This is a genomic window from Nocardiopsis moroccensis (assembly GCF_055763695.1).
The window spans coordinates 5317453-5329856 of sequence record NZ_CP199747.1 but is presented as its reverse complement, the minus strand read 5'-3'; the positions used below and the strand labels follow the sequence as shown (position 1 = coordinate 5329856).

12 protein-coding genes are annotated in these 12404 nt (G+C 66.0%); 6 read left to right on the top strand and 6 right to left on the bottom strand.

What is annotated here, in order from left to right:
• From ACUKCB_RS23505 to ACUKCB_RS23495, 3 genes are read left to right on the top strand one after another with little or no spacing between them, the layout of a single operon-like run.
• Nucleotides 1–1194 carry a cupin domain-containing protein gene (locus ACUKCB_RS23505; RefSeq protein ID WP_473037771.1) on the top strand — a complete coding sequence of 398 codons (1194 nt, stop codon included), beginning with the start codon at nucleotides 1–3 and terminating at the stop codon, nucleotides 1192–1194.
• Nucleotides 1191–2096 carry an aldo/keto reductase gene (locus ACUKCB_RS23500; RefSeq protein WP_473037770.1) on the top strand — a complete coding sequence of 302 codons (906 nt, stop codon included), beginning with the start codon at nucleotides 1191–1193 and terminating at the stop codon, nucleotides 2094–2096. The genes ACUKCB_RS23505 and ACUKCB_RS23500 overlap by 4 nt, the downstream gene beginning before the upstream one ends.
• Entirely contained in the window at nucleotides 2068–2910 is an 843-nt protein-coding gene (locus ACUKCB_RS23495; RefSeq protein WP_473037769.1) for a phosphotransferase, read from the top strand. Before ACUKCB_RS23500 ends, ACUKCB_RS23495 begins: the two co-directional genes overlap by 29 nt.
• Nucleotides 2911–3021: 111 nt before the next feature.
• Here ACUKCB_RS23495 and ACUKCB_RS23490 read toward each other — a convergent pair whose 3' ends face one another.
• Genes ACUKCB_RS23490 through ACUKCB_RS23470 form a run of 5 tightly spaced genes read right to left on the bottom strand, consistent with a single transcriptional unit; the run spans nucleotide 3022 to nucleotide 6749 of the window.
• On the bottom strand, nucleotides 3022–3990 hold the full coding sequence (locus ACUKCB_RS23490; RefSeq protein WP_473037768.1) for an S-4TM family putative pore-forming effector: 969 nt from the start codon (nucleotides 3988–3990) through the stop codon (nucleotides 3022–3024).
• Complete coding sequence (locus ACUKCB_RS23485; RefSeq protein ID WP_473037767.1) at nucleotides 3987–4853, bottom strand: CBASS oligonucleotide cyclase; 867 nt, start codon at nucleotides 4851–4853, stop codon at nucleotides 3987–3989. The genes ACUKCB_RS23490 and ACUKCB_RS23485 overlap by 4 nt, the downstream gene beginning before the upstream one ends.
• 24 nt (nucleotides 4854–4877) lie before the next feature.
• Entirely contained in the window at nucleotides 4878–5381 is a 504-nt protein-coding gene (locus ACUKCB_RS23480) for a hypothetical protein (protein WP_473037766.1), read from the bottom strand.
• Nucleotides 5378–5800, bottom strand: coding sequence for a hypothetical protein (locus ACUKCB_RS23475; protein ID WP_473037765.1), 423 nt, complete (start codon nucleotides 5798–5800; stop codon nucleotides 5378–5380). Before ACUKCB_RS23475 ends, ACUKCB_RS23480 begins: the two co-directional genes overlap by 4 nt.
• Before the next feature lie 43 nt (nucleotides 5801–5843).
• Nucleotides 5844–6749 (bottom strand): AAA family ATPase, encoded by a 906-nt coding sequence (locus ACUKCB_RS23470; RefSeq protein WP_473037764.1) that lies wholly within the window; start codon nucleotides 6747–6749, stop codon nucleotides 5844–5846.
• Between the two features lie 245 nt (nucleotides 6750–6994).
• Between ACUKCB_RS23470 and ACUKCB_RS23465 the strand changes: the two genes are divergently transcribed.
• The gene (locus ACUKCB_RS23465; RefSeq protein ID WP_254419716.1) at nucleotides 6995–8110 is read left to right on the top strand and encodes a helix-turn-helix domain-containing protein; all 1116 of its coding nucleotides are present in this window, start codon (nucleotides 6995–6997) and stop codon (nucleotides 8108–8110) included.
• Nucleotides 8111–8633: 523 nt separating this feature from the next.
• Here the strand turns inward: ACUKCB_RS23465 and ACUKCB_RS23460 are convergent.
• Nucleotides 8634–8954, bottom strand: a complete 321-nt coding sequence (locus tag ACUKCB_RS23460) for a MerR family transcriptional regulator (protein WP_473037762.1) — start codon at nucleotides 8952–8954, stop codon at nucleotides 8634–8636.
• 1002 nt (nucleotides 8955–9956) lie between these two features.
• On the opposite strand from ACUKCB_RS23460, the gene ACUKCB_RS23455 reads away from it, so the two are divergent.
• Together ACUKCB_RS23455 and ACUKCB_RS23450 are read left to right on the top strand one after the other, a co-directional pair.
• Nucleotides 9957–10247, top strand: coding sequence for a LapA family protein (locus tag ACUKCB_RS23455; protein ID WP_473037760.1), 291 nt, complete (start codon nucleotides 9957–9959; stop codon nucleotides 10245–10247).
• A gap of 205 nt (nucleotides 10248–10452) precedes the next feature.
• Complete coding sequence (locus tag ACUKCB_RS23450; RefSeq protein WP_473037759.1) at nucleotides 10453–12351, top strand: alkyl/aryl-sulfatase; 1899 nt, start codon at nucleotides 10453–10455, stop codon at nucleotides 12349–12351.
• The last annotated feature ends 53 nt before the right edge of the window (nucleotides 12352–12404 follow it).

Genomic DNA, 12404 nt, shown 5'->3' with positions numbered 1-12404 from the left:
TTGACCGCTGACCTGATCAGCGGCCGTCTGGGCGGGGACCAGTTCCCCGCCCGGGTGCTCGGCCGCGAACACCGCCGCTACCCGGCCGGCGAAGGCGAACGAGAGGCCTTCGCCGACCTGCTGAACTGGTCGGATCTGAACACACTGCTCGCGCACCAACGGCTCGACTCCCCCAGGATGCGGCTCGCCGCGGGAGGGGTCGTTGACGCTGGTGCCTACACTCGGCTTCGGCAGTACCGCCGGATGCCCGACTGGAACCAGCCCGTCCCCCACCTGTTCCAACAGCAGCTCAAAGAGGGCGCCACACTGGTTCTGGACGCCATCGACGAGATGCACCCGCCGATCGGACGGCTCATCAGCGAGCTGGAGGCCTGGCTCAGGACCGGAATCCAGGTCAACGCCTACGCCTCCTGGACCAGCCGGGAAGGCTTCGGAGTCCACTGGGACGACCACGACGTCATCGTTCTCCAGGTGTCGGGGCGCAAACGGTGGCGCATCTATGGCAACACCCGTCTGGCCCCCTTGCATGAGGACGTCGAGTTCGCCGAAGAGGAACCCACGGAGGTCATCGACGAGTTCGTCATGGCTCCCGGGGACGTCCTGCACGTCCCCCGAGGATGCTGGCACGCGGTCGCTGCTTCCGAGGGCGAGCCGAGCCTGCACCTGACCTGCGGTCTGGTGACCACGACCGGGGTGAACTTCCTGCGCTGGCTGGTCAACGACCTGGTCGGAAACGACGAGATCAGGGCCGACGTTCCGCGTGCGACCACCGAGCACGCGCTCTGGGCCCGGCGCATCTCCAAGCTGGTGTCGGGCCGTCTGCGTTCTCCAGAGGTGGTGGAGGAGTACTGGCGAAGCCAGGACGAGACCTCTGCGGCACGGCCGGTGTTCAGCCTGCCGGTCGCGGTCACCGGCGACCTGACACTGTCCTCCGTCGTCCGGTTCGCCTCCCTGCGAGGCACCATCACCTCCGAACTCACCCAGGCGGGGGACGAAGTGGTCTATGCCGCGCAGGGGCGGCGCTGGCGCCTCTCGGCCAAGGTCGCCCCGGCGATCGCCCACCTGAACCGCAACGGCCCCACCTGCGTGAAGGAGCTGCACGAGCTGGTCCCCACCGTCTCGGAGAAGGCGCTTCTGGGGCTGCTGCGCAGGTTGATGGACGATGGTGCGCTGGCCTGGGAAGGCACCGTATGACCGTCCTCGGCATGGGGACCTACCGGAGCCGCGACGCCGCCACCTCGGTGAGCATCGCGGCTTCGGCCGACTGCCCTCTCATCGACACCGCACCCGTGTACGGAGGCGGTTCGCACCAGGCCGCGATCGCACCCGTGCTGCGTGAACATCCCCGGCTCCGCCTCTCCACCAAGGTCGGCTACATGACCGGTGGGCAGGCCCGGGTGGCGCTCACCAGCGGCGCGCTTTCCCAGGAGGAGGCCGAACTCCGACACAGCATCTCCCCCGACTACGTGCGCCACCAGGTCGCCATGTCGCGCACCGAACTCCGGCGAAGGCCCGACCTGGTGTACCTGCACAACCCCGAACACCACCACCAAGAGCGGGGCGACCTCCACCGGCGCATACGGTCCGCCTTCACCGCCCTGGAGGAGTTGTGCGCCTCGGGTGCCATCGGCGGGTACGGCGTTTCCACCTGGAGCGGGTTCGACACCGGGGCCTTCACCGTCACCGAGCTGCTCCACCTCGCCGAGGAAGCCGCAGGCCGACCCGAGAACGGGCTCCGCGCGATCCAGCTCCCCGTATCCATGGTGAAGATCGCCCCCGTCCGCCAAAGCCTGGAAGGAAACGGCCCCATCGCCCAAGCCAGCCAGGCAGGATTGGAAGCGTGGGCGTCGGCCCCTTTCCACGGCGGCGAACTGCTGCCGCTGATCACCCCGAAGCTGGCCGAAGCGGTGCAGCCTGGAGCGGACCGCGTCGAAGCCGCGCTGAAGGTCGCTGCGTCAGCACCGGGGCTGACAGGGGTCCTGATCAGCACCACCAACAGCACGCACTACGCGCAGGCGGCCGAAGCGATCTGTGAGCCTGTGCCCGAACACCGACTCAAGGAACTCTGTGAACTCCTCGACCCACCTGCCCGCTGACCTGACCGGTCGATGGCATCAGGCGGCCGGACACCTCGGAGCCCACGCCCCTGCTGGCGTTTTGTTGCACTCCGGGGTAGGCGGACGCACGCTGAGCGGCCCGGTGACCGCGGTCGGTGGGCTCCCGGCCTGGCTGCGGCTCATGGCTGCGCCCCGGCCGGAGGGGAAGATCTGGGAAGGCGCCGCGCTCGCGGATGCGCTACTCGGTGAGGCGACTCCGCGCCCGGTGATGCTCGGCGAGTACGTATGGCAAGAGGAGGAAGGTGCGTTCCAGGCAACTCTGTGGACGCGCCTTCGCGGGCAGGTTCTCTCCCCGAGGCCGGACCTGTCCAATACGGCTCCGGTGGACGACCAGTGGTGGCAGAACCTGCGCGCCTGCCTAGAAGAGGTTCGCGCTAACTCGGTGCCACCGGGCCGGGAGGTGATGACGCAGGCGTACATCAACCGGATCCCCCGGTTCATCCCCGGCCTGGCCGGGGCGGATCTGACCGTGCACCGCTGGGAAGCAGCTCACGGAGACCTGCACTGGGCTAATCTGACCCGCGACCCGCTGGAAGTCCTCGATTGGGAAGGGTGGGGAGCCGCCCCGGCCGGATACGACCCAGCCGTACTGCTGGCTTACGCCCTGCCCGCCCCGGCCACCGCCTCGAAGGTGCGCGAAGTGTTTGGCGATGTGCTGGACACCGAGCACGGCCGCTTGGCCCAACTGGTGATCTGCGCCGAGATCATCCAAGCCTCCGAGCGCGACGACGTCCACGCCCGGCTGAAGCCCTACGTAGAGCGGCTCGCTGGCGAAGTACTCGTTCCGCAATAGTCGGACTCGGTAGAGCCTTGAACGTTGATCTAGGTGGGGTGGCTTGAGCAGTAGGCGTGGGCAAGGTTACGCCCTTGTCACAACCAACACAAAAAGGTTCTCAGAATTATCCTAAGTAGGCGGAGATGTGTCTTGGGCGAGGCGGACACGGTGGCCTTCTGCAGTATCGCCGAAGTCGTGTTCGTCGTCATCGCGGAAGCGTTGGTAGAACCAGTTAGGTACTCGGGTGGAATCCAGGCGAGTGCGGAGTACGCCATCCTGCACGTTCCGTGCGACGTTTCGCAGGCGGTGCCATTCGTCGTTGGTGATGGGACCAGGGCGACCGTTGTGTAGCTCGTTGTTGACGACCTTCGCGAGTCGTTCGCGTTCGTCGGCTACCCTGCGTTGGCCGGACCAGATCTCGTATGCGATCTGGTAGGCCGCCAGGGATGGAACGAAGAAGCTGAGGAGGGTATCGAGCAACGTGGCGTCCGCGATCACGAGACCGACAACTAGGCCAATGGTGGTCCACAGGATCGCGACGGTGGCGATGAAGTGGCTGTAGCGGCGGCGCAGACGAGCATCCCAGGCAAGATTCTGTTCCTGGGCGATGAATACGTCATAGGGATGGTGAACGTCGTTAGTGGGGTCGTACCAGCCCTCGATGATGTATTTGTCTTTCGCTCCATCTCGGGGAAGCTTACGCGCGAGACGGCGGACGTCAGGTTCGGGGATAGGGTCGCCTGCCACGGTGGCGCGCCACGGCAAGTAGAAAAGAGCGGTGTCGAACATCTCCTGGAGCAGGGCACCCTGGCGGGCAGTGTTCCCGGCATAGCCCTTGAGCAGGAACGCGGAGACGACAAACCAGAAGAACCCGACGATCAAGACGACTGTCCGGCCGTCGCCGATCAGCGTGAACAGGACACCAGAGGCTGCGAGTGCGAGGGCGGCGGTGACGCGCCCGGCTTCGAGGAGTTGGCCTCGTTCGTGGCTTGCCGATGCGGCACGCTGCAGGAGCAGCATGTCGTCGTCGAGCTGGCGCTCATGGATGGCACGAGGCGGGATCCCGTGGACACCGCCGGGGTCGGTAGAGAGGTTCATGGCTTGGTCATCCGCTTCCCGAACAGCTTCTTCCACTCGTCGTAAGCGGCGCGTTCCTGCTCCTCATCCTCCAGGTCGACCGCGCGTTCTGCGATGGCTCGCGCCTGGTCCAGCGCGCTGGCCGCAGCGAGTGTCTGTGTCGTGTTCATGGCGGAGTTGACGTCACCACCCAGTCCAGCAGGATCAGACCATTCCTCGCTGATGCGTTCGGCGGCGGTGGCCAGGAACAGCACGATCTCGTCCTGATAGCGCCCAATTGGTGGCTTCACCAGTGCCTGGGCCATGACCTCCAGCAGGAAGGAGGGCTTCACGGGCTCGCCGAGTTCGCGGTTGATGCCCTTGACCATCTTGACGAAGGGTACGAACTTGCCATCGCAGTCGGCGTTCTTGGCGATGCTCAGCTCGTGGTGGTGCTTGGGGTTGGTCGCAATCCATTCGCCCGCTGAGGGATCGGGAATGTAGTAGCCGCCGCCGTCGCGCTTGAACGCGGGGACTACGTCAATCGACATGACCTCGTCGTCGGAGCCGTAGGGGATAACGACGGCCATGCCATCGCTGCTTGCAGCGCTCCACTTCTGACGGAGCAGAGTCTCCAGGGCGTTGATCACCTGGATGGGGGCCTGGTTGCGGAAGCTGGCCTGGGAGCCGTTGGCGTCGATGACCACGAAGATGTCGATGTCCTTGAGCTTCTTCGTCTTGGTGTCACGCCGGTAGCTGCCAGTGAGAAAGTCGTCGGCGAGATCCCAGTACAACCGGACGAAGTCTCGGATGGCCTCGTGCCGTGTCTTCGCCAGCTTCTGCTCGGTCGGAGTGATCTCTAGGTTGTGTTTGAGGTTGGTGAAAGCGTCGTCGATATATCCCATAGAGGTGTATTCCTAATCGTCGTCTCAGTTGCCGTAGTACCGCATACCGGTCGAAGCGTGCGGAGCGGAGCCAAGGGTGCCGAAGCTGATTCCGCGCAGGCCGTCGATGCTTGCCCGCTGGCCCGGGCCCCAGCCTGGTTGTGGGGTGCGGGACCCGTTGAAGGTGCAGAACAGCCGGTAGGTGGTACCTGTGGGCACTTGGTCGAGCTTGGCGCGGAACCGTGCGGCTCGGGCACGGGAGGCGGTGAACTCAGCGTTGCCGTTACCGGAGGTGGTATAGGACACCGGGAACTCAATCACCGGTGCCACAGCGCCTGAGGGCTGATGGCACTCGAGGACGACCGTGTCGAGGGAGCCCTCCTCGATCCACGCCTTGATCGCGTTCTCGTTCTGCGTCCATTGGTGGTGCAGCCGATCCATGTTGATGCCCAGGTCGGCGAGGATGTCGGTGATGGTGCCGAGGATGACGTCGGTCAGGTGCGTGGCTGTGTGGGTCCGGGTGCAGCTGTAGGTATAGGTCGAGGTCATCGCTGAGTCACCGCCCGCCGCAGAGCCTCACGATCGATCAGCGGAACAGAGTTGGCGGCCTTCGTCTCCGGAGCGGGTGGGACAGCGTCAGACAGCCGGGCGTGCTTGTTCGCAGCTATCTTCACCTGCTCCTGGAGCGGAGCCGGGGACGGGAGGTAGATCATGAAGTCGTCGGCGCCAGCCGCGCCAGGAACAGGGTTGAGATTCTCGTCCAGCGTCAGCGCCGCCGTTCCGGACACCGTCGTGATCTCGCAGTGGACTTTGCCGGCTACCAGGATGATCGGGTGCTTGGCCAGGTGCCCTGCTGTGACCAGCATCCGCCCGACCGCCTCAGCGGCCGACATCGCCTGTACCGTCTCCTCGCGGGACAGCGCGGAGGACTGCTCCACAGTGTCCGCCAAGAGGTCCGCAATCACCACCCAGGTTCCGCTGGCGCTGCGCACGGGAGAGGCCGCCACCTGTCTAGTACGCCGCATGGGACACCTCCGGCTGGCCCGTCTCCGCGACGGCGTTGCGCACTGCGGCAGCCAGGTCGTCTTCGGTGAGGCTGCCAGGGTCCAGCACCGTGTCCAGCCGCTGCGCCAGGGCTTCGAAGACCACCTTGCGCGTACGGCGGCCGTCCAGCCCGTGAGCTGCCTCGGCGATGCGGTCTATCGCCGAGGAGCGTGCCAGCACACCCAGGGATGGGTACTTGTCGGCAAGCGTCAGCAGCGTGGAGGTCAGGATCTCCCACAACGCCTCCGGTTCGGGAAACGGGACGAGGATAGCGGCGTCAGATCGGGAGAGGAACGCCTCGTCCAGGGCGGTGGTGAAGTTGCTGGTCGCGATGAAGAACAGGTGCGGGTGCTCAGCGGCGTTGAGGTCCAAGGCGGTGAGCACCGCGTCGGTGGCGCGATGGACGTCGGCCGGGTTGGCGGCCAACGATGCCGCTGAGCGGGCGACCGCCATCGACTCGACCTCGTCGAGGATCACTACGGTCGGCATACCATCCGAGGCGAGACCGGGCACGTATTCGCCGAGCAGCTCACTGACCCGCTGCTGAGACTGCCCGTGCTCGGCCCTCATCAGCCCGTGCGGGTTGATCTCGATCCGCCGGACCGCACCTCCGGGTACGTAGCGGGCGATCTGCGCTGGCAGACCCCGTGCCAGGGTGGTCTTGCCGGTACCGGGAGGACCGTAGAGCGTGCACAGCCCGTGCAACGCGGTCACCGCGAACGGCAGGTCAGGCCGAACGAGCAGCGACAGCATGGTCTGGTTACGCAGCCGCTCCTTGATCGTCTGGGGCACCACGATGGCGTCCCACAGCGCGGTCTCCCCTGAGTCCGCGGTGATCACCTCGTCCGACAGCACACACTCCTGAACGGTCATCCCTTAACTCCACTCCCCCACCCATGGCAGGCAGCCTCAGATTTGAACATCTTTTTCTCTATGTTGGGTACGTTACACGACGGAACAGTCATCCACGACGACACACTTCTCTCGGGCGTGTCCTGCTGGAACTCGGACAAGGTGACCGTCCGGTAACCAAGGTGTGCCTAAGATGCGAGCGGAGCAATCAAGATCGAGAGTCGTCCGCTGATCGGTGGACCTCGACTGGCGCGGAGACGAGCGACGTGAACAACCCGCAACTGGACCCCGGAGACATCGCAGCCCTGTTCGATCGCGCCAGGCTGCGCATGGCGCGCGAGCTTCGTGGGCTCACCCAGGTGCAGCTGGCCCGGGAAGTCGGCTCCGTCACCGCAGCCTCCATCAGCCAGTTCGAGAACGGACACACCAAACCCGCCACATCGACGCTTCTCCGGCTCGCGGTCGTGCTGCGGGTGCCTCCGTCGTTCTTCGCCGCTCCAGTCCGCCCCCCTGCCAAGGATCAGATCAACGGGTTCTTTCGCAGCCTTCGGTCCACATCTCCCCGAGATCGCCAACAAGCGCTCGCCTATGTGCATCTCGCGCGAGAACTCGCGCTCGAGCTCGAAAAACACGTCGCGTTGCCCGATCTCAACCTGCCGCGCGTCCCAATCGAGGAAAATCATCCTCTTCAGCCCGCCGACATCGAACAAGCAGCAGCCCAGGTTCGTGCCCACTGGAACGTCCCACGCGGTCCAGTCCAAGATGTTGTACGACTGCTGGAAATTAATGGAATTATTGTCGTCCGCTTCCGCGTCAGCATCGAAAAGGTTGATGCATTCTGCGTCGACTTCCCGGACAGGCCCGTTGTTGCTCTCGGAGCAGACAAAGGCCTACGCGACCGCTCTCGTTTCGATGGGGCACACGAACTAGGCCACCTGGTCTTGCATGGTGTCACTGGAAAAATCGGCGACAAGGTCACTGAGAACCAAGCTCACGCGTTCGCCGCCGCGTTCCTCATGCCAGCCGACGACATCAAATCCGAGCTTCCAGCACGGCTCGATTGGCCTGCATTCCTCCGATTGAAGGCAAAATGGCACGTCTCGCTAGCCGCACTCCTGGTCAGGGCAAAAACGCTCGGCGTCATGAGTGAACACACATACGCACAGGGATGGAAAGCCTTGTCTGCCCGAGGATGGAGGAAAGTAGAGCCAGGCCCCCTGGGAAACCCAGAGGCTCCTGTACTCCTGCATCGCGCGCTAGAACTCATGGAGACAACCGGTGTCTCCTTTACCGATTTTATCAATAGTTCCGGACTTCCGGAATCCGATGTCCGAACTCTACTTAGCCGGGACATCAGTGAACGACCACGGGTGGAATTCTGACCTATTGATCAGGGAACTCATGGAATTCTCGCTCCATGGCTGCTCCGTCGGCAAGCCACAATGGTAAATTGGATTAGATCGATTTTGGTTCCTGGAGAGCCGCCCCACCACCTCGAGCACCCAGCCGATTTTGACCGTGCCCCGACCCTCCCCGAATTAGCTCCGTTGTGGCTCCGGTGTTTCGGAACCCCCTGGTCTGCGGTGGTCCTCCGTGGTCTCCGGTGGCACGACACCGCCCGGGCAAGCCGGAACGAACCACCACATAGTGGCGCAAGCCGCCCACCATCCCGCCGACTTTTAATCCGCGGGTTCGGGGTTCGATCCCCCGGGGCCCTACCAGGGAGAACCCCAGGTCAGAGCATGTTTGATGCCGCTGGTGACCTGGGGTTTTCGTATGTTCGGGGCCCGCGCCCGGCGGGAGGGCCGGACGGAAAAAGGAAATCCCCGCCCGGTTCAGAGGCGGGGTGACTGGTAAGGCTCAGAACAAGGCTCGGGCGGGCGCCCGGGGCCGGGCGGTACACCCTCAGTTGGACGGGTCGGCGGCGCGCAGTTCCTCGTTCATGCGCTTGGCCTCCTCCAGCTGGTCCTCCAGGATGATGATCCTGCACGCGGCCTCGATCTGGGTGCCCTCGTCCACGAGTTCACGCGCCCGGGCGGCGATCCTGAGCTGGTAGCGGGAGTAACGGCGGTGTCCGCCCTCCGAGCGCAGCGGCTCGATCAGCCGGGCCTCACCCAGGGCGCGCAGGAACGCCGGCGTGGTGCCGAGCATCTCCGCGGCGTTGCCCACCGTGTAGGCGGGGTAGTCATCATCGTCGAACCGGTTACCGATATCGGCACGGGACAAATGCGTGTCTTCCTTCTCCTGAACGCACGTCGAGGGCCCCAGCGCCAAACGGCGCTGGGGCCCGAGAGTTCAATACCACCTACCGGTCGCTGCCGGTCTTCCGCTTCCCGAGATCAAGCTGGGACGGGATAGCGGGGATCGCGGTTGTGTGACCGTGGACCACCTTCTTCCGAACCGGGGCCTGCGGTACCCGAGCGGAACAACCCACGCTCAGGCGATCCTGATGGCATCTACTCCTCTCGATCTCAATTCGTGCAGTGCTATCTGCTTTCCTACCGGCTCCCGGCGCCTTGAAGCACGTGCACGCCGTCGAGCCGTCCTGCTTCCTGCTGCGGCATCCCCTGTACGAGCGGGACACCGGTACTGCGTTACTGCTTTACCTCAGTACTGCTGTCCTACCGGCTCCCGGCGCCTTGAAGCACGTGCACGCCGTCGAGCCGTCCTGCTTCCTGCTGCGGCATCCCCTGTACGAGCGGGACACCGGTACTGCGTTACTGCTTTACCTCAGTACTGCTGTCCTACCGGCTCCCAGCGTCTTGAAGCACGTGCACGCTGGTCGAGCCGTCCTGCTCTCTTCCTTGCTGCACGACCTTCCCCGTACGGGCGGAAAGCCGCTTCCTGCGGTACTGCGGTCCTGCTCTCCACCGGTGTATCCGGTGGCCCATCCGTGTAGCTCTGTGGCTACGACAGGAAATTTAGCAGCACGATCATCGAATGTCTACTCCAGCCACTACAGATTTCCGGGTGTGGCGCAATCAGGTTCCTGAGGCCCACGACGGGCGGCACCTGTCCGATCCGGGGGAAGAGTTGGTACTCCCCTGGCCTCGGCGGGCCGCGTCCCGGGAATGCCGTACACGCAGGAGGTTCGGCATAGGTCCGTGGAGGACGAGGGTCCGCCGCCGGATCGGGCATTCCCACCGGCCGGTTCCGCGTCCCCGGTCCGGGCCGATTCTCCCGGCCCCGGCGACGACGGCACCGCTCCAGAAGACAGGGGGCGATTCGATGACTGCTTCTACACCCTCGGACGGCGCGGTGAGCGGAGACGGCTCATCCGGGAGGGGATTCTCCGCGGGTTCGGTCCCGCCCCGGGTATGGTTCGCCCTGGTCCTGCTCGTCATCACGATCGTCTTCATGCTGCAGAACCGGGACTCCACCGAGATCCAGGTCCTGTTCTTCTCCCTGGTGGCCCCGCTGTGGGCCACCCTCGCCGTCGCTGTCGGCGTCGGCGTGCTCATCGGCCTCCTCCTGCGCCCCTCAGAACGCAGGAAACGGAAGGCGGCGAAGAGGGGGTGACCCCAGGCGCTCCGACCGGGGTCCCGCACAACCGATCGCACCGCTTCCCCGGGCCGCCCGCCCCGGGGAAGCGGTGCGCACCCGGCCAAGGGGAGGTTGACCGCCCCTTGGCCCTAACCCGGACGCGCCCCGGGTAGACCCGGGCCGCGACTTCCCGGACAGACCGGAGAGCGTCCGGACCGACAACACACCCCAGGAGGGGTTCATGGCGCGTGCCACCGAGACCGGAAGCAGGACCACGGGCGTCCCCCGGCCGACCAGGCCGGGGGACGCCCGTGCGGGGGCGGGCGGCCCCTCCCCGGACGACACCACCGACTTCGACAATGCCAACCGGGGCCTCATCGCCACCGCCCCGCAGAGCGTCACCGACGAACAGGGCAAGTCCGTCTGGGACCTGCGCGACTTCTCCTTCCTCCTCGACGGCACCGAAACCGCCCCCGAGACCGTCCACCCCCACCTGTGGCGACAGGGCAGGCTGACCGCGATCAACGGCCTGTTCGAGGTCGTCGAGGGCGTCTACCAGATCCGCGGCCTGGACCTGTCCAACATGACCCTCATCGAGGGGCGCGAGGGCGTCATCGTCGTCGACCCGCTGGTGTCCGAGGAGGTCGCCTCCGCCGGCCTGGCGCTGTACCGCGAGCACCGCTCCGACCGGCCGGTCACCGCCGTCATCTACACCCACCCGCACCTGGACCACTTCGGCGGAGTGCTCGGGGTCGTGGACGAGGCCGACGTCACCTCCGGCCGGGTCCCGGTCGTGGCGCCGGAGGACTTCATGGAACACGCGGTGTCGGAGAACGTCTACGCCGGTACCGCCATGATCCGCCGGGGCATGTACTTCGCCGCCTTCGGCCTCGGAGCCGGACCGGAGGGCCGGGTGGGCATGGGGCTGGGCATCGGCACCTCCCAGGGCAGGGTGGGGCTCGTCCCCCCGACCCTGGAGATCACCCGCACCGGCCAGGAGGAGGTGCTCGACGGGGTCCGGTTCGTCTTCCAGATGACCCCCGGGACCGAGGCCCCGGCGGAGATGAACTTCCACCTCCCCGAGAGCCGGGCGCTGTGCACCGCCGAGAACGCCTGCCACACCCTGCACAACCTGCTCACCCTGCGCGGCGCACAGGTCCGTGACGCCCGTATGTGGTCGCGCTACGTCAACGAGACCATCGAACTGTTCGCCGACGACTCCGATGTCGTCTTCGCCTCCCACCACTGGCCCGTCTGGGGGCGCGAGGAGATCCGGGGGTTCCTCTCCGAGCAGCGCGACATCTACGCCTACCTGCACGACCAGACGCTCCGGATGATGAACAAGGGGTCGACCGGTATCGAGATCGCCGAGGAGCTGCCGATGCCGCCCGGCCTGGAACAGGCCTGGAGCACCCGGGGCTACTACGGTTCGATCTCGCACAACATCAAGGCCGTCTACCAGCGTTACATGGGCTGGTTCGACGGCAACCCCGCCCACCTGTGGCAGCACCCGCCGCAGGCCCAGGGGGAGCGTTACGCCCGCGCCATGGGCGGCGTCGACGCCCTCATGGAGCGGGCCCGTTCCTTCGCCGACGAGGGCGACCTGCGCTTCGCCGCCGAACTGGCCTCGCACGCGGTCTTCGCCGCACCCGACCGGGACGACGCCAAGGGGCTGCTGGCGGACGTCCTCACCCGGCTCGGCCACGGGGCGGAGTGCGCCACGTGGCGGAACTTCTTCCTGGTCGGGGCCATGGAGTTGCGGGAGGGTGTGCCGCCCACGGCCATCGCCCTGGCCGAGAGCCTGGCCTCCGCGCTCAGCGTCACCCAGATCCTCGACTCGGTGGCCATCCGGGTGGACGGCCCGCACGCCTGGCAGGAGGTGCTGTCCCTGGACCTGAGCATGGCCGACAGCGGTGAGCGGTACCGGGCGATGCTCTCCAACGGTGTGCTCATCCACTACCCCGACCCGAAGGACGGGGACGCGGACCTGGCCCTGACCCTGACCAAGGAGCAGTTGCTCGGGCTCCTGTCCACGGGCGACCTGGACGGGGTGGAGCACCGGGGGGACGCGGAGGTGCTCCGACGGCTGATGTCCGTCCTGGACGAACCCCGCCCCGACTTCCCGATCGTCACCCCCTGAACCGGGCCGTCCGCGGACCGTCGGCCGGGAGCGGCGGGCGCGCTCCCGGCCGG

Bases quoted from the DNA above. Each gene is read 5' to 3' on its own strand.
- ACUKCB_RS23485 (WP_473037767.1), bottom strand. From the start codon at position 4,853: ATGGGATATATCGACGACGCTTTCACCAACCTCAAACACAACCTAGAG.
- ACUKCB_RS23480 (WP_473037766.1), bottom strand. From the start codon at position 5,381: ATGACCTCGACCTATACCTACAGCTGCACCCGGACCCACACAGCCACG.
- ACUKCB_RS23450 (WP_473037759.1), top strand. From the start codon at position 10,453: ATGGCGCGTGCCACCGAGACCGGAAGCAGGACCACGGGCGTCCCCCGG.
- ACUKCB_RS23500 (WP_473037770.1), top strand. From the start codon at position 1,191: ATGACCGTCCTCGGCATGGGGACCTACCGGAGCCGCGACGCCGCCACC.
- ACUKCB_RS23470 (WP_473037764.1), bottom strand. From the start codon at position 6,749: ATGACCGTTCAGGAGTGTGTGCTGTCGGACGAGGTGATCACCGCGGAC.
- ACUKCB_RS23490 (WP_473037768.1), bottom strand. From the start codon at position 3,990: ATGAACCTCTCTACCGACCCCGGCGGTGTCCACGGGATCCCGCCTCGT.
- ACUKCB_RS23455 (WP_473037760.1), top strand. From the start codon at position 9,957: ATGACTGCTTCTACACCCTCGGACGGCGCGGTGAGCGGAGACGGCTCA.